Origin of the sequence: Gordonia sp. DT219, from assembly GCF_049847065.1 — a bacterium.
Taxonomy (GTDB): Bacteria; Actinomycetota; Actinomycetes; order Mycobacteriales; family Mycobacteriaceae; genus Gordonia.
Map to the genome: position 1 here is coordinate 62,666 of NZ_JBNCNR010000009.1, position 26,631 is coordinate 89,296.

The following is a 26,631-nucleotide window of genomic DNA, read 5'->3' on the forward strand; positions in this document are numbered from 1 at the left end:
GGCCACGACAATAATCGTCTCGACCGTCGCTATAGCCGCATCTCATATTCGTTCCCGAAGCCCGCCCGCCCCTTCGGACGGTCGCACTCCCGGGGCCCGTCCCCCGCACGCCGAGACTCACGCTGCTCTCCCCGGCCGGGGACGTATGAGTAGTCGACGGCGCCTCCGGGCGGTCGCACTCCCGAGGTGACCCGTCCCGTCCCCCGCACGCCGACATATAACGTGCGGCTATAGCGACGGCCACGACAATAATCGTCTCGACCGTCGCTATAGCCGCATCTCATATTCGTTCCCGAAGCCCGCCCGCCCCTTCGGGCGGTCCGTCGGCTGGACACGCGACTCGCTTCCGCGACCTCGCCACCGCTGCCTCATCGCGGAAGAGGGTGCCGTCGGCGAACTACAGCGCGCAGTCAGCGCAAGCGGGCGGCGACCTCGGCGGCCCAGTAAGTGAGGATGATCTTCGCGCCGGCGCGGCGAACCGACGTCAGGGATTCGAGGATCGCGGAATCGCGGTCGATCCAGCCGCGTTCGGCGGCCGCGGTGATCATCGAATACTCGCCGCTGATCTGGTAGGCGGCGACGGGGACGTCGGACATCTCCGCGACGTCGCGGACGATGTCGAGGTAGCTCATCGCGGGCTTGACCATGACGATGTCGGCGCCCTCGTCGAGGTCCAGACGCACCTCGCGCAGCGCCTCGATCCGGTTGGCCCCGTCCTGCTGATAGGTGCGGCGGTCACCCTTCAGCGACGAGCCGACGGCGTCGCGGAACGGCCCGTAGAACGCCGACGTGTACTTCGCGGCGTAGGCGAGAATGCCGGTGTCGGTGAATCCCTCGGCATCGAGGGCCGCACGGATCGCGGCGACCTGACCATCCATCATACCGCTCGGCCCGAGCAGGTGTGCACCAGAACGCGCCTGCGCCAACGACATCGACACGTAGCGCTCGAGAGTGGCGTCGTTGTCGACTCGCCCGGCGTCGTCGAGCACACCGCAATGCCCGTGGTCGGTGAACTCGTCGAGGCAGGTGTCGGCCATCAGGACCGTCTGATCCCCGAGGTCGTCGCGAAGCAACCGCAACCCGCGGTTGAGCACCCCGTCGGGGTCGTCGGCGCACGAGCCCTCGGCATCCTTGTCACCGGCAACCGGGACCCCGAAGAGCATCAGGCCGCCGACCCCCGCGCGCACGGCCTCGTCGGCGGCGCGGCGCAGGGAATCGAAGGTGTGCTGGAACACCCCGGGCATCGAGGCGATCTCGTGTGGCGAGTCGAGGCCGTCGGCGACGAACATCGGCAACACCAGATCGCTTGGCGCCAAGGTGGTCTCGGCGACGAGGCGGCGCATCGCCGCACTCGTGCGCAGCCGCCTGGGACGGATCAGCGGACCCATCGGCACACCACCTACGACCGCGACCGCCGCGACTTCTTGCGCGGCGGGGGCAGTGCCCCCTCCGCACGCAGCCGCGCGGCGTGCTCGGCGAGCGCGTCGACCAGCTCGTGGATCGACGCGTCCTCCGGCTGCACGTCGACGCGCAGCCCGAATTCCGTTGCGGTCTCGGCAGTCTTGGGGCCGATGCACGCAACGATGGTGCGCGCGTGCGGCTTTCCGGCGATACCGACGAGGTTGCGCACGGTGGAGCTCGAGGTGAAACAGACCGCGTCGAAGCCGCCGGTCTTGATCATCTCGCGGGTCTCGGCAGGCGGCGGGGCCGCGCGCACCGTGCGGTAGGCGGTCACGTCGTCGATCTCCCAGCCCCGCTCACGCAACCCCTCCGACAGGGTCTCGGTGGCGATGTCGGCGCGCGGCAACAGGATTCGGTCGACCGGATCGAATACGTCGTCGTACGGCGGGAACTCGTCGAGCAGACCGAGCGAGGACTGCTCGCCCGACGGCACGAGTTCGGGGTTGATCCCGAATTCGCGTACCCGCTCGGCGGTGCCCTCCCCGACGCAGGCGATCTTCACCCCGGAGAAGGCGCGCGCGTCGAGTCCGAATTCGGCGAACTTCTCCCAGACCGCGCGCACCGCGTTGGTCGAGGTGAACACCACCCACTGGTAGCGGCCGTCGACGAGTCCCTTGACCGCCCGCTCCATCTGGGCCGGGCTGCGCGGCGGCTCGACGGCGATGGTCGGCACCTCCTTGGGCATCGCGCCGTGGGAGACCAGCCGCTCACTCATGTCGGCGGCCTGATCCTTGGTGCGCGGCACCAGCACGGTCCAGCCGTAGAGCGCCCGCGACTCCCACCAGGAGAGCTTGCCGCGCTGGCTGACGACCTTGCCGACGGTCAGGATGAGCGGCCCGGTCAGGGCGTTGCCCTGCTCGTTGAGCGTGGCCAGCGTCGCCTCGATGGTGCGCTGGGCGCAGGTGGTGCCGTTGATCGTGATGGCGACCGGTGTCTGCGGCGCCAGCCCCTGCTCGGTCAGCGCGCTGGCGGTCTCGGCGAGATGCCCGGAGGTCGCATGCAACACCAGCGGTCCCGGCGATGCGGCGAGCGCGGCCCAGTCGACGCCCTCGGCGCGCACGTCGGCGACGGTGTGGCTCGAACCGAGCGGCATACCCGCATAACTGGGCACCACCGAGGCGGCGGGCAGGCCCGGCAACACCTCGAAGGTGATCGATGTGCGGGCGACCGCATGCACCTCGGTGAGCACGGAGTCGGTGGTCAGCGGATCGCCGGAGACCACCCGCACCACGTCGTCGCCGCCCTTGGCGGCCGCGACGAGGGTCTTGGCGACCTCGTTCGGGTCGCCGAGCGCCGGGTGGACGACCTGCTCGGCGTCCTCTGCGGACTGCTCGCCCGCGGCGTCGGTCTGGTCGGTGGATGGATCGGCGCCGGCCGGTGTGTCTGCCGCTGCCGGTTTGTCCGACACCACCTGTTTGGCGGTCGGTCGGCGTCGCTGGTCGGCGGGCTCCTCGCGGTGTGCAGCACCGATCATCGCGACAACTGTGGCCGGCACGTCAGGATCGACGTAGGCGGTCGTCGCGGCGGTGATGACGCTGCGCGCCCGCACGGTCAGCAGCTCTGGATCCCCGGGTCCGGACCCCACGAAAAAGATCCGCCCCGGATTGGCCTTCTTGGTCGTACGGCTCATGCGTTCGCACTCTCCTGCCCTCATACGCCGAGGGCTGTGTGTTCCTTGCCGGAACTACGGAGAGCCGACGATCTCGCCCGCTCCCAGTTCCAGCAGTTCGGCCGCGAGAGCCCTGCCCAGTTGGTCGGCACGATCCACCGGACCCACCACCGAAGCGCGGATCACATCGGATCCGTCCTCGGCCGCCACCGCCGCACGCAGCGACAGTTCGACGAAGATGCGCCCGTCGTCATCGATCGACTCGACCACCTCGGCGATCGCCCCGACCGGAGCGGTACACCCGGCTTCCAGTGCCGCGAGCACCGCACGTTCGGCGTCGACCGTTGCACGGGTGGACGCGTCGTCCAACTCGGCGAGAGTTCTCACCAGTTGGGCATCGTCGGAGCGGCACTCGACGGCCAACGCTCCCTGTGCCGGTGCCGGCAACAGGACGACCGGATCGAACGCCTCGGTGACCTCATCGGCCCTTCCGATTCGAACGAGTCCGGCACGCGCTACGACGACCGCATCGAGGTCACCGCTGGCGACTTTGCCCAACCGAGAATCTAGGTTGCCCCGTAGGGGGCGGATTTCCAAACCGAGACCCAATGCTCTAAGCTGCGCCACCCGTCGCGGGGCCGACGTGCCGATCGTGGACCCCGGCGCGAGCTCGCCGAGGACCTGTCCACCCCGGCTGACCAGGGCATCCCGCGGATCCTCGCGGGTCGGGACGGCCGCGATCACCAGGCCCGGATCGGGCGCGGTCGGCAGATCCTTGTACGAGTGCACGGCGACGTCGATCTGCCCGTCATGCAGCGCGTTGCGCAGCGCCGTGGTGAACACCCCGACGCCGATCTGGACCACCGGGGCCGCCGACGCGTCGCCTGCGGTCTTGATGATGACCGGCTCGGCCCGATGCCCGGCAGCGATCAGGGCGTCGACGATGGTCTGGGTCTGGGTGCGGGCCAGCAACGAGCCGCGGGTGCCGACGCGGATGACGGCCCCGTCCTGCGGTGTACTCAACGCTCTCCCTGCTCGGGGGTGACATCGGTCCAGAATCCGAGGCCCGCCTCGGTGCTGAATCCGAGGCCCGCCTCGGTGCTGAATCCGAGGCCCGCCTCGGTGCTGAATCCGAGGCCCGCCTCGGGAGCTCCCGTCTCACCGAGCTCGGTGTCGGCCACACTGACGGCCTCCGTCGACCCGGGCTTGAGCTCGAACAGTTCGCGCAGCGCCTCGGCGTAGTGATCGCCGTTCGGAGTCGACGCGAGCTGCTTGACCCGCACGGTCGGTGCGTGCAGCAGCTTGTCGACGACCCGGTGCACGGCCTTGGCGACCTCGTCACGCTGCGGATCGTCGAGCCCGGGCAGTTTGGTCTCCAACCGCAGGATCTCGGCCTCCACCACGTCGGCGGCGCGCTGGCGCAGCGCGGCGACGGTCGGGGTGACCTCGGCCTGCCGCTGGGCGGTCAGGTAGTCGGCGAGTTCGCCGGCAACGACGGAACGAGCGGCCCGGATGTCGTTCGTGGCGGCCTCGGCCTCGGCGAGGCCACGCAATCCGGCGATGTCGACGATGTGCACACCGGGCAACCGGCCCGCGGCCGGATCGACGTTGCGGGGCAGCCCGAGGTCGCAGATGACCAGCGGTGCGTCCGCATCCCGGGCGCGCGCGGCGAGCGCCGAATGCACCTCACCGACACCGATCACCGAACCGACCGACCCGGTACACGCGACGACGACGTCGGCGTCGGCCATCACCGCAGGCAGGTCGTCGAATCCGACCCCGCGGACCTCGATGCCGTGATTGGCGATGACGTTGCCTGCCAGATGTTCGGCATTGGCGACGGTGCGGTTGACCACGGCCATCTCCGTTACGCCCTCGCGCGCGAGCTGGGCGGTGGCCAGCGCGCCCATCGCGCCGGCGCCGACGACGACCGCCGAACGGAACGGCCCACTCGGCGCGAGCTGCTGCGCGCGGTGCAATGCCACCGACACCACCGATGCGCCGGCGCGGTCGATGCCGGTCTCGCTGTGCACGCGTTTACCGACCCGCAGCGCCTGCTGGCCCAGTACGTGGAGCACGCGGCCGGTGCTGCGGTTGGCGTCGGCGTCGAGGTAGGCGTTACGGATCTGACCCAGGATCTGCTGTTCGCCGACCACGAGCGAGTCGAGTCCGGCCGCGACGGTGAACAGATGCTCGACGGCGGCCTCGGAGTAGCGGACGTAGGCGTGTTGGGTGAGGTCGCTGACGTCCATGCCGGAATGCTCGCCCATCACCTTCCCGACGGCCTCGAGGGCGGGGTGGAAGGCGTCGACGACGGCATAGATCTCGACGCGGTTGCAGGTGGAGACGAGCATCGCCTCGGTGATCGCCTGCGAACCGAGAAGTTCGTCGACGAGCTTGGGACGGTCGTGGTCGGAGACCGCGATCCGCTCGAGCACCTCAACGGGTGCGCTCCGGTGCGAGACACCGAACAACAAAACACTCACGCCGTCACCGTTTTCATATCCTTTACCGGTCCGCCACTGCGCGCAGCTGATCGTCCTCACGCGGCCCGATCAGGCTGCGCGATGCCGTGAAGGCCAACACCTGCAGTTCCAAGGCTAGATCAACCTGCCGGACGACGACGTCGGACTCGACGACCAGCCCGACCGGTGTCACGTTGAGCAATTGCCGTATCCCGACCGCGGCAAACGCCTCGGCGACGCGCTGGGCGTGCTCGTCGGCGGTGGCCACGACGCCGATGTCGACGGGCCCGACCTGCGGATCTGCGCATACGTTCGCTATGTCGTCGAGCGCGGCGACCGGTGGCGTCTCGGCCGACAGCCGGACCCCGATCATCTCGGGATCGTCGTCGAAGAGCGCGGCCACCTCGAAACCGCGTCCGACGCCGGTGTGCGCGAGCAACGCCTGGCCCAGCCGGCCGGCGCCCGCGACGGCGACGGTCGCGGTGGTGTCGGTGTGCAGCGCGATCGAAACGCGCGCGGTCAGTTTGCCGACGTCGTAGCCGACGCCGCGTACCCCGTTGGCCCCGACGTAGGAGAGATCTTTGCGCAGGATTGCCGGATTGACGCCCGCAGCGGTGGCCAGCTGCCCGCTGGACGCCACGAGAACGCCGCGTCGGGAAAAGGACCGCAAGACGTACAGATAACCCGCGAGACGGGCGACGGTGGGGTCGGGGATGTCGCCGGGGGCCGAACTGACGCTCACTGCCGCACACCCACTCTCACGCATCCCGGCGGGCGGCCGTCACCGCCCGCGTCGATGGGCTCAGGGTATACCCGGGCATTCCCGCCACCCGGCACGGGTCCGCACGGCGGCGCCGCCGGGTGTGGCCGCGCACACCGGCTCAGCGGCGGGCGAGATCGGCACGCAGGCGCGCCTCGTCGACCTCCCAATACCCGTGCTCCTCGCCGTCGAGCAGGATCACCGGCAGCCGATCGCCGAACTCGGCACGCAATTCCACATCGCCGGCCCGGGCCGCCGCGTCGACGTCGACGATCTCCCATTCGGCGCCCACGTCGGCGCAGATCCGACGCAGGTCGTCGGCGGCACGTGCGCAGGCGGCGCAGCCGTCGCGGCTGAGCAAGGTGACCGACATGGTGCTCCTCCCGGGCGCCGGCACCCCGGCGCGGACTGTGGTTCGCATCGCCGACCGGGCAGGCCGACGCGACCAGTCTGCTCCCCCCGCTACTCTGTAGGCGTCGAGCCCCAACCGCCCGGATGGGCTGTCGCGGAGGTGTGAATGTGGGTGTGACCTCTGACGGTGACACGAACCCGAATTGGGACACGAACCCGAATTGGGACACGAACCCGAATCGGGACACGAACCCAAGCCCGGACGCGAACCCGAACGGGATGCCCGAGCCCGACGTGCCCGCCGGCCCGCCGGCGCCGGCCGGACCGGCCGCCGACGACTGGGAGGCGCATGCCGATCTCGTCGACGGCGGTGCCCCCGACGACGAGGACGGTCCCGACCACGCCGACGACGACACCGATGACGTCGACGAGGAGAGCCATCGGGTGACCGCCTGGCTGACCGAACGCGCGAGCGCCGCCGGTGGCCGGTTCCGCCAGACCGCACAGGAACTGCGGCAGTCGCTCGCCGGTGAGGCGAGCGCCAAGGCTGCACTCGACTCGTTGCACGCCCGCCCGCCCGTCGAGGGCGAGCCGGAGGCCCCGCGCGATCTGACCGCCGCCGCGTTCTTCGACGTCGACAACACCTTGGTGCAGGGCGCCTCGATCGTGCACTTCGCGCGCGGCCTGGCCGCGCGAAAGTACTTCTCCTACGGCGACATCCTCGACTTCGCCTGGACGCAGGCGAAGTTCCGGATCACCGGCAAGGAGAACGCCGATGACGTCGCCGAGGGGCGCGAGAAGGCGTTGAGCTTCATCGCCGGGCGGCCCACCGCCGAACTCGCCGAACTCGGTGAGGAGATCTACGACGAATACATCGCCGACAAGATCTGGCCCGGCACAAGGGCTTTGGCTCAACGCCACCTCGACTCGGGCCAGCAGGTGTGGCTGGTGACCGCGACGCCGGTCGAACTCGCGCAGACCATCGCCACCCGCCTGGGCCTGACCGGCGCCCTCGGTACCGTCGCCGAGAGCCGCAACGGCGTGTTCACCGGGCGCCTCGTCGGCGACATCCTGCACGGCCCCGGCAAGGCGCATGCGGTGCGCGCGTTGGCGATTCGCGAGGGTCTGAACCTGAAGCGATGCACCGCCTATTCGGACTCGCACAACGATGTCCCGATGCTGTCGCTGGTCGGCACCGCGGTGGCCATCAACCCCGACGCCGACCTGCGTGACGTCGCCAAGGTTCGCGGCTGGGAGATGTATGACTTCCGGACCGCCCGCAAGGCCGCCAAATACGGTGCCGGAACCGCGTTGGCGGTCGGCGCCGCCGGTGGCGGGGCGGCTGCGGCGGCCCGGTTGTTGCGGCGCCGCTGAGGTTTCGGGCGCCGGAGCATTCCGGCCGACCCGGGCTATAGGGTCGACACCTCGCCGGCGGGATCGATGAGTACCTTGGCATGGTGTTCGGCTGAGCCCAGAGCGTCGAAAGCGGCTGCGACGCCGTCGAGTCCGATGACAGCGGTGACCAGCGGGCGAACGTCGACGTCACCGTCGGCGATCATCGCGAGCGTGTCGTGGAATTCGGCCGGGTCGTAGCCGAAGACGAATCGCAGCTCGAGTTCCTTGTTGATGGCCATGGCGGGCCGGAAGGCGTCGGATTCCATGCAGACGCCGACCACGACGATCCGCGAACGCAACGGCGCGCCGGTCGTCACGTGCTCGATCATGCCGGGCACGCCGACGCATTCGAAGACGACCGGCCCCTTTGGGGTGGCGCCGAGTTTGTCGGCGAGGTGGAACACCTTTGCCCACGGCACCAACGGGATTCGACGTAGGGTTCGCATGCCGTCGAAGGCGGCGGTGAACAGGTCGGAGACCCTCGAGAGGTAGCGGCCCTGCTCCACGACCTGCTCCCACGGTGAGTCCACGGTCGGATCGAGGACGATGTCGGCACCCACCCGCCGCGCGAGGTCGCGACGACCGGCGGAGAGATCGCTGGCGATCACCGTTCGCACGCCCGTCGCCTTGAGCATCAGGATGACGGCCAATCCGATGGGGCCGCAACCGATCACGACGGCCACGTCGCGGCGGCCGGGCGCACCGCGCCGCACGGCGTGGTAGGCGACGGCCAGCGGTTCGGTCAGCGCCGCCGCGTCGAGCGACACGCCTTGCGGCACTTCCATCGTCATGTCCTCGGAGGCGATGACGAACTCGGCGTAGGCGCCGGGCGCGTGTTCGGACAGACCGGTCAGGTGTGGGCCGGAACCGTGGCGCACCATCGGCAACGAGACCACCGCGGTGCCCGGCGCCCACTTCTTGCGGCACTTCGGTCCGTAGGCGACGACCTCCCCGACGAACTCGTGGCCCAGGATCACCGACTGCTCCGACCGCATGAACGCGTCGTAGCCGACGGCGGCGGCGACGTCGGCGGTCTCGTCCCCGTGTAACCGCGCGTGCAGATCCGAACCGCAGATCCCGGCGCGCCGGACCCGCAACAGCACCTCACCCTTGCCGGGTTCGGGAACCTTCACCTCGCGGACGCCGAGCTCGCCTTGATGACAGACGACGGCGCGCATGTCAGAAGAATTTCCGGTCCGGGTTGTGGCGTCAGGTGACATGGGGTCAATCTATACCGGCCGATTCGGCGGCCGTCAGAGTGCCGCGTCAGCCGAAGTAGACGCTGCCGCGACGGGACAGCATCCGGAACAGCGTCTGCTGAATCTCCTCACGCACATGGTCGGTGAGGTCGAAGACCACCATCGGATCGTCGGCGGACGCGGCGTCGTATCCGTCGGTCACGATGGGGCGACCGAAGTGGATGTGCCACTTCGACGGCAGCGGGACCAGCCCGAGCGGACCGAGCCACGGGAACGTCGGCGTGACCGGCAGGTACGGCAGACCCAGCACCCGTGCGAGCGGCTTGAGGTCGCTGATCATCGGGTAGATCTCCTCGGACCCGACGATCGAGACCGGGATGATCGGGGCCGCGTTGCGCAGCGCGGTCGTGACGAATCCGCCGCGGCCGAATCGCTGTAGCTTGTAGCGGTCCTTGTAGAGCTTGCCGATGCCTTTGTAGCCCTCCGGCCACACGGCGGTCAGCTCGCCCTGCCGCAGCAGCCGGTCGGCGTCGGAGGTGCACGCGAGCGTCGCCCCGACCCGGCGCGCCAACTCACTGACACCCGGAGTGTCAAAAGCCATGTCGGCGGCCAGGATTCGCAGATGCCGCCGCGACGGATGATTGTCGTGGACGGCCAGCGACGTCATGATGGCATCGACCGGGATCGATCCCGCGTGGTTGGCGACGAGCAGCGCACCACCGTCGACAGGCAGATTCTCCACACCGGTGACCTCGACCCGGAACCACTTCTCGTAGACCTGGCGGACCGCCGGGAACCACACCGATTCGGTGAAGTGCGGATCGAAGCCGAAGTCGTCGACCACATAGTCGCCGGTCATCCGCTCACGGATGAAACCTGCTGTGGCGGTGAGGGAATCGGCCACCGCATTGCGGATACCACCGAGACTGAACAGCGGCGACGGCCGCGGACGATCCGGACCGAGTCCGTCGGCCACCACGACCTCGTCGCTGATCGGCGTCACCGAGGCCGGCGGGCGGGCGAATCCGTCGGTGTTGGGATGACCGAGAGACTCCGGCGGACGCACCGGACCGGGCTGCTGGCTGGGGTGGCGCCCCTTGCCTGCGTCGAGACCGGCCTGCCTGCCGAGCGTGGGCGCCGAACTCGCGTAGAGCTGGATGACCTTGGCGGTGCGTGCATCAGGGACCGATCCACCCGCCATACTCTCACCCCGCAACCTGGCCCGGACGGCCGACAAAGAAAGGACGCCGCCGAAAGGGGGATCCCCCGCTACTCGAGAACCAACTGCTCCGACGCCGATGAACTGTTGGTAATTCATGGTACGCGGAATGCAAATCTCCTGCAGCCCGGGGTGGATGGCGCCGATCACCCTCCGCCGGACACCTACTGCCACACAAGGCATTCCCCGTCACACCGATCACGTGAGTACCCGCACACGTGCTGATGGTTCAGCGCAGTTGCAGCGCCGCCGACACGACGCGCTTCTCGATGCCCCGCCACGTCTGCGACCCGAGCACCGGGGTGACTCCGCTGCGTTCGATGTAGTCGTCGAGGGTTTCGAGGGTGGTGTATCTGGGTGCGAAGCCGAGTTCGGATCGCATCCGGGTGGTGTCGAGCACCCGGCCATAGGTCAGGTACTCCGTCTGCGAGCTCCGGAACTTGGCCGACCGCAGATCCTGGAGGACGCCGGTGATCGGCGCGAGCAGGCGGCCGGGTACCGGCAACTCGAGGTGGCCGACTCGACGTATTGCCTGGGTCAAGGTGACCACTCCGTCGCCGGCGACGTTGAAGGTGCCGGCCCTACCTGCCAGGGTGGCGTGCTCCATCGCCGCGAGGGCGTCCTCCTCGTGCAGGAATTGCAATCGCGGCGAGAACCCGATCACCGTCGGGACCACCGGCAGCGAGAGATAGGAGCTGATCCGCGTGTTGATACGGGGTCCGAGCATGGCCTGCAGCCGCAAGATGGTGACCTCGATGTCCGGGCGCCGACGCCCCATGCCGCGGACATATCCCTCGACGTCGAGCAGGTCGCGGCCGTAGCCGCGGGTCGGTTCACGCTTGGCCGGCGTCTCCTCGGAGAAGTGCGACGGGTCGGCGGCACTGGCGCCGTAGACCATGGCGCTCGAGCGCAGGATCAGCCGCTTGACCGAGGGGGTGCGCTGGGCGGCGGCACAGATCTGCATGGCCCCGACGACGTTGAACTCCTTGATCGCCGTCGAGTGCGATGCGGTGTCCATGATCGACGTGGCCGCGTGCACCACGGTGTCGACGTCATAGTTCGCGAGCGCCTTGGCGATCGCGGGGCGGCGGATGTCCAGACGCAGGAATTCCGCGCGTCCCATGCGGCGCATCAGGTCTTTGCGGGGCACCCGGGAATCGACGGCGAGCACCCGGGCGATGGTGGGGTCGGCGGCCAGTCGGGCCACCAGATATCCGCCGAGGAAAGTAGAGGCGCCGGTGACCAGAACGGTCCGCGGCATCTGGTCGGTCGCGTCGGTCATGCGCTCAGGCTAGCGTGGCGATGCCGCGAGCGCGCCGGGGCCGCAACGACAAGAACCCGCACGAAGGCGGGTTCTCGTGGGGATGCGTGGCGCAGGCCACGCGGCGTCACCGGCTCACTTACCGAGCTTGCGACGCTGCACCCGGGTGCGACGCAGCAACTTGCGGTGCTTCTTCTTCGACATGCGCTTGCGGCGCTTCTTGATCACTGAGCCCATGTGGGTGCTTCCTCACTTCACGTGCAAATGTTCGTCGAGCCCGCATTGGTTGCGGAGCGGCCGCCGTGCGTCGGGATCACCCGGAAGGATCGAGCGCGGGGAATCAGGCGCGAGCGGAGGCGAGCCGGTGCGGCTTGGCCGGTCTCTCACCCTACCGGTCGTACCCCACCGAACAGAAATCCGGGTCCACCACCATCCGGCTCCGTCGACGACGAGAATCGTCGACGGACCGCCGGGGTGCGGGCGGGGTTTCACGGCGGGGTTTTCACGGTGCGGGTTCGGCGGCGCCTGACTATCCCGCGTCGAAGTAGGACGTCTCCAGGTAATCGTGCACGGCCTTGGCATGAACCCGGAACGACCGGCCCACGCGCACCGCGGGCAGCTCGCCATTGTGGACCAGACGATAAACGGTCATCTTCGAGACCCGCATCTGCGATGCGACCTCGGCAACAGTGAGAAACTGCGACCCGGAACCCGGGTTGCCGACCGCCGCCGGCCTGTCTCCTGGAGTCTCTGCAGGTGCCATGAAATTCACATACCTCTCAGAGCACGCGTCGCGGCCGCCGGCTTCCCCTCCGGCGGACACCAGACACGCACGTGCTTGAAGAAGCTTAGCGTGGCTGATGTGAAAAAAGCGACGTGAGTTGCCAGTATTTTTCCGATTTGTCGCGCTCAACCACAACATACTGGGGTTATTCGACGATCTGCCACCAATCGTAGGGCCCCGGAATCGGACGATCAGGGTTGTGAACTCTCAACGTCAGCTCGACGTCCAGCCCGATGACTCGCCGCTGCGGCCGCCTCGGTGGCCTCATAGAACGCCCCGCGCAGGCCCGAGGTCTCGAGTTGGCGGATGGCTGCCGCGGTGGTTCCCGCGGGCGAGGTGACCGCGGCGCGCAGGTCGACGGGCGACAGGCCGGAATCACTGAGCAGCACCCCCGCACCACGGATGGTCTGGACGACCAGGGTGGTCGCCTGTGCCCGGGTCAGACCGAGCGAAACACCGGAATCGATCATCGCCTCGGCCATCAGGAACACATACGCCGGGCCCGACCCCGAGATCGCGGTCACCGCATCCATCAGCTTCTCGGGCACGACGGTGACGCGGCCGACCGATTCGAGCAGGCCGACCACCGAGCGCAGTTGCTCGTCGTCGACGTGGCGCCCGGCCGACACCGCCGACATGGCCTCGTTGACCAGCATCGGCGTGTTGGGCATGACGCGGATGACCGGCGCGCCGGCCGGCAGCAGCTTCTCGTACCGGGCGAGGGGGATGCCTGCGGCCAGCGTCACCGTCACCCGCTCGGATTCCGCGTCGTCGTCGGCGGTGGCCAGCTTGCGCAGCACCGGCTCGACGTCGTCGGGTTTGACGGCAAGGAAGACGTAGGCCGCCGAACTGACCGCGTCGGTCAGGTCGTCGGCCACGAGCACCCCGTACTCGTCGGCGATCTCGGTGGCCCGGTCGGGGACGCGTTCGACGACGACGAGGTTTCTGGCCTGTTTGCCGGATGCGATCAACCCGGCGAGGAGGGCCTCGCCGATCTTGCCGCCGCCGACGATCGCGATGCGTTCGGTCACTGCGGGTACGCCTTTCTGAGATGTTCGTGAAATATGTTGCTGCCCAACATCTTTCGGGATGTCAGGCGCAGATGGTCAGCAGAGCCGGGACGCCACCGCGGGTCCGGTCACCGCGCGGGGATCAGCGCGAGCTGACGTGACTGGGCGACGACTGCACCCGTCGAGTCCACCACGAGATGATCCTCCTCGAACATCCCGGGCCCCACCTCGATGCTGGAGGCCGCGAACCGCAGCCAGCCCGGCGCGGGTTCGCGGCGGATGTAGGTGGTCAGTTGCACCGTCGGCGCCCAGCCGAACAACGCCAGATTCATCACGACCGGCGGCGAGACGTCACACACCAGCACGGTGAAGTTCGAGTCGGGTTCGGTGTCTTTGGGCCTGCACCACCCGCGCACCACCGGGTCGCCGGTCTCCCCGCGCATCACCGGGAAGGTCTGCGGGTCGAGGGCGAGATCGAGCGCGGAACCGAGATGCATGATCTGCGACACCGGCGAGCTGTCGATGTCGATGGCGTCGTCGGGCGGCGTCGGCGACACCCCGTCGAGGATGTGGGGCGCCGAGTGCCGCGACGGCCCGGTGTCCGGACGGGCCAGCGTCACCGACGACGACACCATGGTCCGGCCGTTCTGGGTGAGGTCGACATGCAGCAGGGTCACGGTGCGGCCCCGCTTGAGTACCGTCGCGGTGACCTCGACCCGGCCGGGATCGGGTGCGGCGAGATAGTCGCTGGCGATCGCGACGGGCACGACGTCGGTGGCGTGCAGGGCCTTCTCGGCGTCGGTCGCGGCCGGAGCAAGATCATCGAGGGCACTCTTGGCGGCCCGCGCGATGATCATCTGCATGCTGCCGCCGTGGACCTTCGGGCCGATCGTGAAGGCGTCGTCGATCGTGGTGGTGTAGGTGATGGCAGGCCGGCCGGCGGTGTCCGGTACCGCACCGGTCACCGGAGCGAGATCGAGGAGTTCGGTCAGCTTCGCGTTCATGTCACCTTTCGGGCAGCCACCGCGCCCGGCTCGGTTCGCGTTTGAGGTGCTGCCGGGCAAAATCTAGCGAACGCGCCAGCATCGCCTGCCGCTCGGGTTTGGTTCGCGCCGACGAGGTGGAGACCTCGAGGACCACCGTGCCGGCGAAGTCGCTCCGAGCGATGCGATGGCAGACCTGCGCACACGGCTGCGTGCCGTCGCCCGGGATCAGGTGCTCGTCGGTGGCGGCGCCGGAGCCGTCGGCGAGATGCAGGTGGGTCAGGTTCTCGCCCATCCGCTCATAGAGCGCGACGGCGTCGGTGCCCGCGGTGGCGGTGTGCGAGAGGTCGAGGGTGTAGTGGCCGTAGCCGTTGTCGGTGGGATCGATCGACTTGCCGAACGCCGAGACCGCCCGTCCCGGTGTTCCGCCGCGCCGGGTCAGACGCCGCGCGGACCGCTCGCCGGTACCGAACACGCGGTCGGCGCGCATCGGGAACATGTTCTCCACCGCGACGGCGACGTCGGATTCGGAGAGTTCGCCGACCAGGTCGTCGAATCCCTCGACGTAGAGCCGCTGCCAGCGGAACGGCGGATGTACGACGACGGTGCCCGCCCCGAGGTTCTCGGCGGCCTCGGCGGCCCGTGCCAGTTTGCGCAGCGGGTCGCGGCCCCAGACGCGCTGGGTGATGAGCAGGCACGGCGCGTGGATCGACAACACCGGCACCTGATAGCGCTCGGACAGCCGCTCGACCTGCCCGATGTCCTGGCTGACCGGATCGCCCCACACCATCAGCTCCACCCCGTCGAAGCCGAGGTCGGCGGCGTAGGCGAAGGCGGCTTCGGTGTTCTGCGGGTAGACCGACGCAGTGGACAGGCCGATCGGGATCTCCGCGGCCACCGGCATCGGGCCGAACGAGCGGGACAGGTCCGTCACGTCGACAGCAACACCAGCGGCCCGATCGTGACGATCAGCCCGACCGCGAGCGCGAGCAACGTGGTGATCAGGTCGGAGGTACGCCGCACCAGGTGGGTGAAGGTGACGATGCCGAAGACGACCAGCACGGCGAGTACCAGCGCGAAGTACGGATTCCACTTCCACAGTTCGGTGAAGCCCCAGAAGAGGCCGACGCCGATCGCCAGCCCGGCCAGCACCTCGAGGATCACCGCGGCCCAGGCCAGCACCGGTGACCGGTCGGCCCAGGACCCGCGCCCCTTGTCCTTTGCCGGCTTGTCCGTTGCCGGCTCGTCCTCCGACTTCTTGGCCTTCGACGGCTTGCCCTTCGCCGGCTTCGCGGCCTCGGCTTGGGTCTTCTTGTCGGGCCCGGAGCGCTTGTCGCGCTTGGTTTTTGCGGTCTCCGCGATCGCGGCGGTACCGGCGGCGCCCGACTGCTCGGCGTCCCCGTCATACCGCGAGTCCTCGTCATACCGCGAAGCCTCGCCGGGCGCGTCATCGTCGAGGTCGTCGTCGTCGAGTTCTTCGTCGTCGAGCATGGGGGCCGCGACGGTCTCGGCGGGCTCGTCGTATCCGTATCGGGGGCCGTGTGTGTTCGCGTAGGTATCGAGGTCGTCCGCCGGATCGAGGACGTTCGCCGCGACGGTGTCGGCCGGTTCGTCGGTGCCGGTGCCGGTGCTACGGAAGGAGCCGCTCGGGGTGGCCAGGTCGGCGCCCTCGACGTCGTCGGGATCGAGCACGTGGACGTCGTCGCCGACCTCGTCGTAGTCGACGATGGGAATGATCCCGGTGATCGCGTCGGCGGCCACGTCGTCGGGCTGATCGACCTCGGTGGCCGCGGGCGCAGTGCGGGCTCCGGTGGCACCGGTGGTGGCGGTGAATTCGCCGCGGGCATCGTCATCGGCGGTGCGGGCTCCGCGCGCCTTCGTCGCGCCCGCGGCCACAGCTCCGGCGGCTGCCGCGCCGGCAGCTGCCTTCTTGCCGCGGCCGAACCAGCGCCGTTTCTTCTTCGGCTCGTCGCCCTCGTGCTCGACGTCGGCAAAAGATCGGTAGGCGGCAAAGTCGTCGTCGACGGCCTTTCCGGACCGGTTGCTGCCCGACGGGATGGCGGTCGTCGGGGCGGGCTCTGACGCGGTGGGCTCTGACCCCTCCGCGTCGGAGTCGTCGGCGTCGTCGACGAGGGGAATGATCCCGGTCACCGCGTCGGAGGACTCGGGTTGCGTTGTGTCCGGGCCGGACTGCTCCGACAGCCGCCGGGACACGTCGCCTGCGGTGAAGTCGCGGGTCGGCGGGGGCGTGAAGCCGGGCATTCCGCTTGCGGTCCGCGAGAGCGGTGCGGCGGTACGCGGCGCCGTGTCGGCGATGGGCGCCCGGTCTGCGCCACGCGGCGCAATCGGATTCTGCGAACGCGGGAACGGGCCCGAAGCCGGTTCGGACGCCCACCGGTCGGTCTGGGGCCCCGGGGCGGTGGTGTCGTGACTCGCGGTGTCGCGGTCGGCGGTGTCGTCACTCGCGGTGCCGCGGTCGGCGGAATCGTCAGGTCCGAAGCCTTGGCCTGCGGTGTCCCGGCCTGCGGTGTCCCGGCCTGCGGCGTCCGGGCCACTCGGCCCGTCGACCCGAGGGATCTCACCGGTCAGCTCCGACACCGAGACGGCGCCGGTGCGTCCGGCCCGCCGACGGCCGTGCCCGTCACGTCGCCGGGCGGGCGCATCGTCGGCACCGCCGGCCGCCTGACTGCGGGCCAGCAGCTCCGAGACCGAGATCGGCCGGGAGTCGGTCGCCTCGTCACGCCGTGACGAGTCGTCGGACCCGGGTTCATTCGTCCCGATGTGATCCACCATCGAAGTGCGCTCTCCGTCCTTGAAGATCCATCGCCGAGGCCGCGTGGCCCTCGGCGACTCGCGTCGCTCGCGTGTCAGTGGACGTCGCGCACACCGATCCCTGATGCGGAGATATCCGACGCATCGGCCGGCTCCGCATCGAGGCGGCGAAGGATGACCCCCTCCCGCAACGCCCACGGGCAGATCTCCAGTGTATCGACACCGAGGCTGCGCATTGCCGCCTCGGCCACCAGAGCACCGGCGACGAGCTGACCTGCGCGGTCTGCGCTGACACCCTCGAGTTCGGCACGGTCGTCGCGTGTCATGCGGGAGATGAACGCGATGAGCTGGCGCAGACCGCTGGAAGTGAGGGTGCGTTTGACGCGCGGTCCGGCGCCCGAGGGCGCCGCGCCGGTCAGCCGGGCGAGGCTGCGGAAGGTCTTCGAGGTGCCGGCCGCGACGTCGGGTGTGCCCGGGGCGAGGAGCTCTTTGGCGGCCGGCCGCATCTCGGCGTCGAGCCAGTCGCGCAGTACCCCGATCCGGCGCCGGTCGGGAGGATCGTCGGGCAGCCACTCGCGGGTGACCCGGCCGGCACCCAGCGGCAGCGACAAGGCGACGTCGGGTTCCTCGTCGACGCCGTTGGACATCTCCAGCGAGCCGCCGCCGATGTCGAGCGCCAGGATTCGCCCGGCGCTCCAGCCGTACCAGCGGCGTACGGCCAGCGACGTCAGCCGGGCCTCGTCGCGCCCGGCGAGCACCTCGACCTCCACCCCGGTCCGCGCCGCGACGCGGGCGAGCACGGCGTCGGAGTTGGTGGCATCGCGCACGGCCGACGTCGCGAATGCCATCATCTGCTCGCAGCCCGAGCTCTGCGCGATGAGGGTGAATTCGGCAATGGCATCGACGAGCCGGCCGGCCGCACGGTCGGTGAGGTTTCCGTCGTTGTCGATGTGTTCGGCGAGCCGCAGTACCGCCTTCGTCGAACTCATCGGTGTCGGGTGCCCTCCCCGATGGGCGTCGACCACCAGCAGATGAACGGTGTTGCTGCCCACGTCGAGGACTCCTAAACGCACGCACACACGGTAGTGCGTGCCGTATTCGGCTGTCTGCGGCGGGTATACCTCGCGCGCGGCGTTCGGGCGGCCCGGTGCGATCGCCACCGCTGCGATGACCGATTTGCCGACCGCGGTTACCGTTGTGGAGTGCCCGAATCCAGCTCCACCGCGCCGCCCGGTTCCACCGCGCCGATGACCCCCACACCCGAGGTCGATCTCGACTTTCCGCGCGAATGGTACGAATTCGCCGATCCCGACGACCCCGAACATCTCATCAGCGCCGATCTCACGTGGTTGTGCTCGCACTGGACATGCGTTTTCGGCACCCCGGCCTGTCAGGGCATCGTCGACGGCCGCGAGTCCGACGGATGCTGCACGCACGGGGCCTATCTGTCGGACAAGGCCGACCGCAAACGGCTGGCCCGGGGGGTGTCGATGCTGACCTCCGACGACTGGCAGTTCCACAAGAAGGGCTCCGGCACCGATCCGCTGGGTCCGCGGGGCTACCTCGTCGAGGACGAGATCGACGGCGAGCCGGCACTGAAGACCCGCCGACACAAGGGGGCGTGCATCTTCTTGAACCGGCCCGGCTTCGAGCGCGGCCCGGGCTGCGCGCTGCATGCGATGGCGCTACGGCGTGGCCTGGAGCCGTTGACGGTGAAACCCGATGTGTGCTGGCAACTTCCGGTGCGCCGTGAGCAGGACTGGGTGGAGCGCCCGGACGGCACGCAGATCCTCAAGACCACCATCACCGAATACGACCGGCGCGGATGGGGCGAGGGCGGCCACGACCTGAAGTGGTACTGCTCGGGCTCCCCCGACGCACATGTCGGCGCGACCGCGGTCTGGCAGTCCTACGAGCCCGAACTCGTCGAGCTGATCGGCCGGGCCGCCTACGACGTGCTCGCCGACACGTGCCGTCGTCGAAGCATGCTGGGGCTGGTGGCAATTCATCCGGCGACCGCCGCCGCGACCTCCCGTCGCGAGACCGACATCAAATACGAGCGCCTCGACGCCGACGCCCCCGATTCACCTCACGACTCGAACTTGTAACCCAATCCACGCACCGTCACCAGGTGTTTCGGCACCGCCGGATCGGGTTCGATCTTCGAACGCAACCGCTTCACGTGTACGTCAAGGGTTTTGGTGTCGCCGACGTAGTCGGCACCCCAGACGCGGTCGATGAGCTGACCGCGCGTCAGCACCCGGCCGGAGTTGCGAAGCAGATACTCCAGAAGGTCGAACTCCTTGAGCGGCAAGGTGATCGGCGCTCCGCTCACCGACACGGTATGCCGTTCGATGTCCATCCGAACCGGCCCGGACTCGAGAACCGCCAACACGAGGTCATCGTCGCCGACGTCGCCGCCGCGCCGCAGCACCGCCCGGATCCGCGCGATCAGTTCCCGCGCCGAATACGGTTTGGTGACATAGTCATCGGCCCCGAGTTCGAGACCGACGACCTTGTCGATCTCACTGTCGCGTGCAGTCACCATGATCACCGGCACGCTCGACCGCGCGCGCAGCGACTTGCAGATCTCGGTTCCCGACACCCCGGGCAACATGAGGTCGAGCAGGACGATGTCGGGGCTGACGCGCTCGAACACCGAGAGCGCCTGGGCGCCATCGTTGACGATGCTGGCCTCGAAGCCCTCTTTGCGGAGCAGAAAGGCCAACGGATCGGCCAACGACTCCTCGTCCTCCACGATCAGTACATGCGTCACCTGCGAAACTCCTTGCTGGTCAAACGTTCTGGCCGGTTTGTGATCATGCGATCTGGGTTGCGGTCCGTCGTCGCCGCGTCGATTCGACGGAGTCGCCCGTCTGCTGCGCGTCGAGGTCCTGCGGGAGCGACAGCGTGAAGGTCGAGCCGGTGCCGGGCTGGCTCCACAGATTGATGGTGCCGTCGTGGGTGGCGGCGACGTGCTTGACGATCGCCAGGCCCAGGCCGGTGCCGCCGGTCAGCCGCGAACGCGCCTTGTCGACGCGGAAGAACCGTTCGAAGACGCGTTGCTGATCGGCGGGCTGGATCCCGATGCCACGGTCGGTGACCGCGATCGACACCATGCGCACGCCGTCGGAGGTGATCACCCGCCGACTCACCGACACGGTCGTGTTCTCCGGCGAGTAGACGATGGCGTTGACGATCAGGTTGCTCAGCGCCGTCAACAGCAGCATTCGGTCCCCGCGCACCCAGGTGTGGATGGGCCGGTCGGCACGCAGCGAGATGCCGGCCGCCTCGGCGCTGACGGCGGCACCGTCGATGGCGTTGTCGATGAGTTCGTCCACGTCGACCGCGGTGAATTCCGGCTTCTCCCCACCCTCGAGCCGCGACAGTGCGATGAGTTCGGAGACCATGTTGCCCATCCGGGTCGACTCGGCCGCCACCCGGCGACCGAAGTGCTCGACGGACTCGGCGTCGTCCGATGATTCCAGCAGCGCCTCGGCCAGCAGGCCGATCGCCCCGACCGGCGTCTTCAGTTCATGGGAGACATTGGCGACGAAGTCGCGGCGGGTGGCCTCCACCCGCAGGTTCTCGGTGTCGTCGGTGCCGTAGATCATGGCGTACCGCTCGTCGCCGTGAAAACCCAGCCGGGCCAGGCAACGCACCGATTCGGCGGTGCGTTTGGTGGTGCGTCCGGTCGAGAGGAAGCCCAGGGTCGAGGTCGGCGGCGCGAAATCGAACCGCGTCTGTTCCCCCGTCTCGAGGACCTTCAGTGAGGCCGCCCAGACCGTTTCGGCGAGCAGGTGCTCGGAGACCAGTCCGAGCTCGACGGCCCGGTGGTTGTAGAGGACGACGTCGCGGAACTCGTCGACGACGGCGACGGCCACCTCGGAGTTGCGCACGATGAGACTGAGCAGGCCGGCCTTGGTCAACTGACCGGACGGGGTGACCACGGGGTGATCGGATTCGCGCAGCGCCGCCGACTCGGGCACCTCACGGGGGCGGTCGGCGACGACGGGTGCGCCGCTGGGAACGGCGTCGGCGTCCGAGTGCTCGGCGGAGTGGGTCGCGGCGTCGGCTGAACCTGCTCGCGCATCGGTCTGGGCCGCTGCGCGGATCCGCCGACCCCAGCGCCCGAGCCCGTAGCCGAGGAACAACGCGAGCACAATCGCCACGATGGCCCCGGCAATCAATGCAGCGGTCACACTCGCAGCTTACGGTCCCGGAAACTCCACGAACATTCCCGGCGACACAATTCGGCTGCCGTTCACGCGGTGTTCCACCGGAACGTGACCTGCGGCACCGAAATCTCGTTTCCGGAGTCTCGGCCGGCCGAGACCGATGCGCGTCGGCCGACCGATGTCCCGCCGCGGGCCGGTGGGAGATCATTGCGGAACCGGCACCGCCATGTCGGCGTATTCGGGATTCTGTTCGATGAAGTGCTGCACGTACGAACAGACGGGAACAATCCGTTTGCCGGTTTCCCGGATGTCGTCGAGTACGGCCCGTACGAGCCGGCCCGCATACCCGCGGCCCGAATATGCCTCCGGGATCACGGTGTGGGTGAGTACGACCTGATACGGCTCGGACACGTAGTCGACGTAGCCGACCACGATCTCGTCGGCGTCGACGACATCGGTGCTGTCGGTGGTCAGTATTGCTTCGTACCGCTCAAGCGCAGCGGAATGAACGATGCGCAGGTGCCCCGGATCTGCCATGTACCCAATGTAGCGCCGATCACACAACCGCCGCCACGACGATTGTGTTACAGATCATGCTACCGAATCACTTCTGTCCCTGGGCCGCGACGGCCGCCGCGCCGGCGGCAGCGGCCTCCGGGTCGAGGTAGGTGCCGCCGGGGTTGCGCGGTTTGAGGTTGTCGTCGAGGTCATACCGCAGCGGGTTGCCGGTCGGGATGTTGAGTCCGGCGATGTCGGCGTCGGAGATGCCGTCGAGATATTTGACCAGCGCGCGCAGCGAGTTGCCATGCGCGGCGACCAGCACGGTCTTGCCCGCGGCGAGGTCGGCGGCGATCGTCTCGGTGAAGTAAGGGATGAGCCGCTCGACGACGTCCTTGAGGCACTCGGTCAGCGGGACCTCGGCCAGATCGGCGTACCGCGGATCGTGCGTCTGGCTGTAGGGCGCGTCGGGGTCGATCGCCGGCGGCGGGGTGTCGTAGCTACGGCGCCACAACATGAACTGCTCGTTGCCGTACTTCTCGAGGGTGTCGGCCTTGTTGAGGCCTTGCAGCGCGCCGTAATGACGCTCGTTGAGCCGCCAGTCGCGGACCACTGGAATCCACAACCGGTCCGCCTTGTCGAGGGCGATGTGCGCGGTCGAGATGGCCCGGCGCAGCACCGAGGTGTAGACCACGTCGGGCAGCACATCATGCTCGACGAGGAGCTCGCCGCCGCGACGCGCCTCGGTCTCGCCCTTGTCCGTGAGTGCGACGTCGACCCAGCCGGTGAACTGGTTGGACGCGTTCCACTCGCTCTCGCCGTGCCGCATCAGGATGAGGGTGCCGTTGCTCATGGACGATAGTTTGTCACATGCACTGCGCCCGCTCAGCGCACGCTCATTGCGTCGATCGGGCTCGCGCGGTCCGAATGTGCTCACGCGGGCCGCCGACGAACCGCGCGAGCACACTGGGCCCGCGTAAATGCTACTTGCGCAAGTCTTTTCGCAGGATCTTGCCCGACGCCGACTTCGGGATCGCGTCGATGAACTCGACGGCGCGCACCTTCTTGTGCGGGGCGACGCGGGCGGCGACGAACTCCATCACCTCGGCCTCGTCGAGGTCGGCGTCGGCCTGTTTGACGACGAACGCCTTCGGGATCTCCTCGCCGTCGGCGTCGTTGACGCCGATGACCGCGGTGTCGGCGATCTTCGGGTGCGTCAGCAGCAGTGCCTCGAGCTCGGCCGGCGGCACCTGATAGCCCTTGTACTTGATGAGTTCCTTGAGCCGGTCGACGATGTAGACACAGCCGTTCGGGTCGACCTGCGCCATGTCGCCGGTGTGCAGGTAACCGTCGGCGTCGAGGGTGTCGGCGGTGGCCTGCTCGTTGTTCAGGTAACCGAGCATCACGTTGGGGCCCTTGACCCACAGCTCGCCGGGCGCGGAGAGACCCTCCGACGGCAGCTCGATCTCTTCCCCGGTGCCCGGGTCGACGATCTTGTTCTCGGTGTTGGGGATCGCCCATCCGGTCGACGACAGCGGTGGCTCGTCGAAGCCGAGCACTGCCTTGGTGTCGAGCGGGATGAGATGGCTGACCGGGGACAGTTCGCTCATCCCGTAGCCCTGCAGCATGTGCAGGTCGAGGCGTTTGGCGACGGCCTTGCCCAGCTCGTCGTCGAGCGGCGCCGCACCCGACATCATCACCTTCAGCGACGAGAGGTCGTAGTTGTCGACGACGGGGTGCTTGGCCAGCGCCACCGCGACCGGTGGCGCGATGTAGGCGCTGGTCACCTGGTAGTTCTGGATGTTCTCCAGGAATTCGACGAGGTCGAAGCGCGGCATGATGACGAGGCGGCCGCGGTTGTAGAGCGCCGCGTTGAGCAGCACCGTCATGCCGTAGATGTGGAAAAACGGCAGCACCGCGATGACCACGTCGTCGGGCGTCATGCCCTGCAGCGGCTTGATCTGCGCGACGTTGGCGACGAGGTTGCGGTGACTCAGCGCCACGCCCTTGGGGTTGCCGGTGGTGCCCGAGCTGTACGGCAGCGCCGCCACGTGCGTCGCCGGGTCGAAGCTCACTTCGGGTGCGGGCAGACCGGCCGAGAGCAGGTCGACGGCGTTGGGATGCCCGGAACGTTCCTGCCCCTCACCGTCGAGGACGATCAGGTTCTCGTCGGCGATGCCCACCTCCTTGGCCGCCTCGGCGGCCTGGGTGAACATCGGCGAGATGGTGATGAGCATCTTGGCGCCGGCGTCCTTGAGTTGCTTGGCGATCTCGGGCGCGGTGAACAGCGCGTTGATCGTCGTCGCGGTGCCGCCGGCACGCAGGATGCCGTGGAAGACGATGGCGAAGGCGGGGATGTTCGGCGAGAGCACGCCGACCACGTCGCCGACCCCGATTCCGCGCGCCGCGAGCGATCCGGCCGCCGCGTCGATCTGCCCGATCAGCTGCCGGTAGGTGGTCTCGGCACCCGATTTCGGGTCGACGAGGGCCACCCGGTCGAGATCGGCGTCGGCGACCGAGCCGAACAGGAACTCGTAGAGGCTCACGTCGGGGATCTCGACGGCGGGGAAAGGACTGGCGAAGCTCATGGCACCTCCGTTGGCGACAGGATGGTCGGGGCAAGCGTATCAACAGCGATTGCCACGATGTGACGCAAGCCTCTGTCCGTTATGGCCGGTCTCCGGGCTCACCCGCGTCGTCGGCGACCGACGGTTCCGCGCCGGTGACCCCGGGTTCGTATCGGCCCGCCAGGGGCTCCCCCGGCTCGGGCAACGAGTCCTTGTCGATGAGGTGCTCGAAGGCCAGCAGATTGCGCAGGGACTCGCCGCGCGAGACGCGCCACGCCCATTCGCGCCGGATCGAGGTGATGAACCCGATCTCGAGCAACGTGTTGAAGTCACCGTCGGCAGCCTCGAGGACCTGGCCGAGGACGCGATCCACCTCGTCGGCGGTCAGTGCGTCGCCGGAGAGCCGGCCGACGAGGTAGATGTCGCCGATGTTGTCGATGGTGTAGGCCACCCCGTAGAGCCGGCGGTTACGTTTGAGCAGGTACCGGAAGACCTCTTCGTGGTTCTCGTCGGGATGACGGCAGACGAAGGCCTCCAGCCGCACCCCGTAGGTGCCCGCGGTCAGCAGGACCGTCGTCTTGAGTTTGCGTTCGCCGGGCAGCTCGAGCACGATGTGCTCGGCCTGCGCACCGCCGGAACTCTTGCGGCTGAACGTGATATCCCGCTCGGTGAGGACCTTTTCGAGCAGTTCGATGTGGTCGGTGTGACTCATCGTCTTCCCTTCCGATTCGCCGTCGGTGACGAACACGATCGATCAGATGGTCATGCGGGTCCGGCGCCGGCGCCACCGGCGGGTCGCCCGCACCAGCGGCGCCACCCCGACTGCCGGAATACGCTCGCGCGCAAAGGATTCCATCGCACGCGTATAGCTCGCCAGCAGGGCGTCTGTGGTGTGCTCCCAGGAGAACCGCTCGGCGTGTTCGCGGGCGGCGCGGCCCATCACGGTGAGTTGTTCGGGGCTGCTGAGCATCTTCTCCAGCGCGGTGGTCCAGTCCCCGATGTGGTGCCCGTCGACGAGCATCCCGGTTCGGCCGTCGGCGACAGCGACCCCGAGCCCACCGACATCGGCGGCCAGCACCGGCACGCCGCATGCCTGCGCCTCGATCGCGACGAGCCCGAAACTCTCCGAATAGCTCGGCACCGCAACGAGATCCGACGCCCGATATACCTGCGCCAGCCGCGGCGCGGGCTGGGGCGGCAAGAACGTGACGTCGTCGCCGATACCCAGTTCGGCGGCGAGATCGATGAGCGCGGTAGGGCGGTCGAGTCCGCTGCCGGACGGTCCGCCGACGATCAGCACATGCACCGGGCGGCGCCCGGTGGCGCGGCAGCGTTCGATCAACGGCGCCGCCGCCGCGAGCAGCACGTCGGGGGCCTTGAGGGGCTGGATGCGTCCGACGAAGGTGACGATGTTCGCGTCGTCCGGCAGTCCCAGCTCCGCGCGCGCATCCGCTTGGCGGCCCGGGGTGTAGCAGTCGAGGTCGGCGCCGGGCAGGACGACATCGACGCGGGCGGGGTCGGCGTCGTACATGGTGATCAGTTCGTGGCGTTCGGTCTCGGTGTTGGCGACGAGCCGGTCGGCCTCGGCGATCACCTGCTGCTCGCCGATCACGCGCAGCCGCGGCTCGGCGGCGTCGCCGGCGGCCAGCGCGGCGTTCTTCACCGCGGCCAGGGTGTGCGCGGTGTGCACCAGCGGCACCCCCCAGCGCTCGCGGGCGAGCCAGCCCACCTGTCCGGACAGCCAGTAATGCGAGTGGATCAGGTCGTAATAGCCGGGCCGCTGCATCGCCTCGGCACGCAACACCCCGGCGGTGAACGCGCACAGCTGGGCCGGCAGGTCGCGTTTGTCCAGTCCCTCGAACGGTCCGGCGACGATGTGCCGCACGATGATCCCGTCGGCGGCGTGTACGACGGGCGCATCGGCCGACGACGTCGCGCGGGTGAATATCTCCACCTTGATCCCGCGCCGGGCCAGCCGCCGTGCGGTCTGCCAGACGTAGACGTTCATGCCGCCGGCGTCACCGGTGCCGGGCTGCGCCAGCGGCGAGGTGTGCACCGAGATCAGTGCGATGCGCCGCGGCCGGGACGAGGTCATTGTTTCAGCTTAGAGAAGCCGCGG

General features: G+C 68.7%; 25 protein-coding genes. 2 read left to right on the forward strand and 23 right to left on the reverse strand.

The genetic code is table 11. The features are described from left to right. Positions 1 to 410: 410 nt before the first annotated feature. The 6 genes from hemB to ACPXB3_RS12855 form a co-directional block, all read right to left on the reverse strand. Entirely contained in the window at positions 411 to 1,388 is a 978-nt protein-coding gene (hemB, locus tag ACPXB3_RS12830) for a porphobilinogen synthase (RefSeq protein WP_425705255.1), read from the reverse strand. Between the two features lie 11 nt (positions 1,389 to 1,399). After that, positions 1,400 to 3,091 (reverse strand): uroporphyrinogen-III synthase, encoded by a 1,692-nt coding sequence (locus ACPXB3_RS12835; protein ID WP_425727816.1) that lies wholly within the window; start codon positions 3,089 to 3,091, stop codon positions 1,400 to 1,402. A gap of 54 nt (positions 3,092 to 3,145) precedes the next feature. Then, positions 3,146 to 4,093, reverse strand: coding sequence for a hydroxymethylbilane synthase (hemC, locus tag ACPXB3_RS12840; RefSeq protein ID WP_425727817.1), 948 nt, complete (start codon positions 4,091 to 4,093; stop codon positions 3,146 to 3,148). Continuing rightward, the gene (locus ACPXB3_RS12845) at positions 4,090 to 5,556 is read right to left on the reverse strand and encodes a glutamyl-tRNA reductase (protein ID WP_425727818.1); all 1,467 of its coding nucleotides are present in this window, start codon (positions 5,554 to 5,556) and stop codon (positions 4,090 to 4,092) included. Before ACPXB3_RS12845 ends, hemC begins: the two co-directional genes overlap by 4 nt. A gap of 22 nt (positions 5,557 to 5,578) precedes the next feature. Next, positions 5,579 to 6,301 carry a redox-sensing transcriptional repressor Rex gene (locus ACPXB3_RS12850; RefSeq protein ID WP_425705251.1) on the reverse strand — a complete coding sequence of 241 codons (723 nt, stop codon included), beginning with the start codon at positions 6,299 to 6,301 and terminating at the stop codon, positions 5,579 to 5,581. A 115-nt stretch (positions 6,302 to 6,416) separates the two neighbouring features. After that, the gene (locus ACPXB3_RS12855; protein ID WP_425705250.1) at positions 6,417 to 6,668 is read right to left on the reverse strand and encodes a glutaredoxin family protein; all 252 of its coding nucleotides are present in this window, start codon (positions 6,666 to 6,668) and stop codon (positions 6,417 to 6,419) included. 257 nt (positions 6,669 to 6,925) lie between these two features. Between ACPXB3_RS12855 and ACPXB3_RS12860 the strand changes: the two genes are divergently transcribed. Then, entirely contained in the window at positions 6,926 to 8,020 is a 1,095-nt protein-coding gene (locus tag ACPXB3_RS12860; RefSeq protein WP_425705249.1) for an HAD family hydrolase, read from the forward strand. 35 nt (positions 8,021 to 8,055) lie between these two features. Here the strand turns inward: ACPXB3_RS12860 and ACPXB3_RS12865 are convergent, their stop codons facing one another. From ACPXB3_RS12865 to ACPXB3_RS12910, 10 genes are all read right to left on the reverse strand, one after another. After that, entirely contained in the window at positions 8,056 to 9,219 is a 1,164-nt protein-coding gene (locus ACPXB3_RS12865; RefSeq protein WP_425727819.1) for a zinc-binding dehydrogenase, read from the reverse strand. A gap of 88 nt (positions 9,220 to 9,307) precedes the next feature. Continuing rightward, positions 9,308 to 10,441, reverse strand: a complete 1,134-nt coding sequence (locus ACPXB3_RS12870; protein WP_425705247.1) for a lysophospholipid acyltransferase family protein — start codon at positions 10,439 to 10,441, stop codon at positions 9,308 to 9,310. Between the two features lie 247 nt (positions 10,442 to 10,688). After that, positions 10,689 to 11,741, reverse strand: coding sequence for an NAD-dependent epimerase/dehydratase family protein (locus ACPXB3_RS12875; protein WP_425705246.1), 1,053 nt, complete (start codon positions 11,739 to 11,741; stop codon positions 10,689 to 10,691). A gap of 114 nt (positions 11,742 to 11,855) precedes the next feature. Further along, positions 11,856 to 11,957 (reverse strand): 30S ribosomal protein bS22, encoded by a 102-nt coding sequence (locus ACPXB3_RS12880; RefSeq protein ID WP_003402602.1) that lies wholly within the window; start codon positions 11,955 to 11,957, stop codon positions 11,856 to 11,858. A gap of 292 nt (positions 11,958 to 12,249) precedes the next feature. After that, positions 12,250 to 12,483 (reverse strand): helix-turn-helix domain-containing protein, encoded by a 234-nt coding sequence (locus ACPXB3_RS12885; protein WP_425705245.1) that lies wholly within the window; start codon positions 12,481 to 12,483, stop codon positions 12,250 to 12,252. Between the two features lie 212 nt (positions 12,484 to 12,695). After that, positions 12,696 to 13,535: a pyrroline-5-carboxylate reductase gene (gene proC / locus ACPXB3_RS12890; RefSeq protein WP_425705244.1), complete on the reverse strand. Its 840-nt coding sequence runs from the start codon at positions 13,533 to 13,535 to the stop codon at positions 12,696 to 12,698. Positions 13,536 to 13,642: 107 nt separating this feature from the next. Beyond that, positions 13,643 to 14,518, reverse strand: a complete 876-nt coding sequence (locus ACPXB3_RS12895) for a thioesterase family protein (protein ID WP_425705243.1) — start codon at positions 14,516 to 14,518, stop codon at positions 13,643 to 13,645. 1 nt (position 14,519) lies between these two features. Further along, on the reverse strand, positions 14,520 to 15,401 hold the full coding sequence (locus tag ACPXB3_RS12900) for a sugar phosphate isomerase/epimerase family protein (RefSeq protein ID WP_425727867.1): 882 nt from the start codon (positions 15,399 to 15,401) through the stop codon (positions 14,520 to 14,522). Between the two features lie 26 nt (positions 15,402 to 15,427). Then, a complete protein-coding gene (locus tag ACPXB3_RS12905; RefSeq protein ID WP_425727820.1) occupies positions 15,428 to 17,290 on the reverse strand; it encodes a DoxX family protein in 1,863 nt (620 codons plus the stop codon). Positions 17,291 to 17,364: 74 nt separating this feature from the next. Further along, positions 17,365 to 18,342 carry a hypothetical protein gene (locus ACPXB3_RS12910; RefSeq protein WP_425705241.1) on the reverse strand — a complete coding sequence of 326 codons (978 nt, stop codon included), beginning with the start codon at positions 18,340 to 18,342 and terminating at the stop codon, positions 17,365 to 17,367. A gap of 174 nt (positions 18,343 to 18,516) precedes the next feature. On the opposite strand from ACPXB3_RS12910, the gene ACPXB3_RS12915 reads away from it, so the two are divergent. Then, positions 18,517 to 19,377, forward strand: a complete 861-nt coding sequence (locus ACPXB3_RS12915) for a hypothetical protein (protein WP_425727869.1) — start codon at positions 18,517 to 18,519, stop codon at positions 19,375 to 19,377. On the opposite strand, the gene ACPXB3_RS12920 is transcribed toward ACPXB3_RS12915, so the two are convergent. The 7 genes from ACPXB3_RS12920 to mshA all read right to left on the reverse strand — a co-directional run bounded on the left by ACPXB3_RS12920 (position 19,359) and on the right by mshA (position 26,607). Beyond that, complete coding sequence (locus ACPXB3_RS12920) at positions 19,359 to 20,045, reverse strand: winged helix-turn-helix domain-containing protein (protein ID WP_425705240.1); 687 nt, start codon at positions 20,043 to 20,045, stop codon at positions 19,359 to 19,361. The genes ACPXB3_RS12915 and ACPXB3_RS12920 overlap by 19 nt on opposite strands. A 43-nt stretch (positions 20,046 to 20,088) precedes the next feature. Beyond that, the gene (locus ACPXB3_RS12925; RefSeq protein ID WP_425727821.1) at positions 20,089 to 21,471 is read right to left on the reverse strand and encodes a sensor histidine kinase; all 1,383 of its coding nucleotides are present in this window, start codon (positions 21,469 to 21,471) and stop codon (positions 20,089 to 20,091) included. A gap of 180 nt (positions 21,472 to 21,651) precedes the next feature. Then, a complete protein-coding gene (locus tag ACPXB3_RS12930) occupies positions 21,652 to 21,984 on the reverse strand; it encodes a GNAT family N-acetyltransferase (RefSeq protein WP_425727822.1) in 333 nt (110 codons plus the stop codon). Between the two features lie 67 nt (positions 21,985 to 22,051). After that, positions 22,052 to 22,798 carry a phosphoglyceromutase gene (locus tag ACPXB3_RS12935; RefSeq protein WP_425705237.1) on the reverse strand — a complete coding sequence of 249 codons (747 nt, stop codon included), beginning with the start codon at positions 22,796 to 22,798 and terminating at the stop codon, positions 22,052 to 22,054. A gap of 130 nt (positions 22,799 to 22,928) precedes the next feature. Further along, a complete protein-coding gene (locus tag ACPXB3_RS12940) occupies positions 22,929 to 24,533 on the reverse strand; it encodes an AMP-binding protein (protein WP_425727823.1) in 1,605 nt (534 codons plus the stop codon). 79 nt (positions 24,534 to 24,612) lie between these two features. Further along, positions 24,613 to 25,224 carry a YbjN domain-containing protein gene (locus tag ACPXB3_RS12945; RefSeq protein WP_425705235.1) on the reverse strand — a complete coding sequence of 204 codons (612 nt, stop codon included), beginning with the start codon at positions 25,222 to 25,224 and terminating at the stop codon, positions 24,613 to 24,615. 42 nt (positions 25,225 to 25,266) lie between these two features. Beyond that, positions 25,267 to 26,607, reverse strand: coding sequence for a D-inositol-3-phosphate glycosyltransferase (mshA, locus tag ACPXB3_RS12950; RefSeq protein WP_425705234.1), 1,341 nt, complete (start codon positions 26,605 to 26,607; stop codon positions 25,267 to 25,269). Positions 26,608 to 26,631 lie beyond the last annotated feature (24 nt).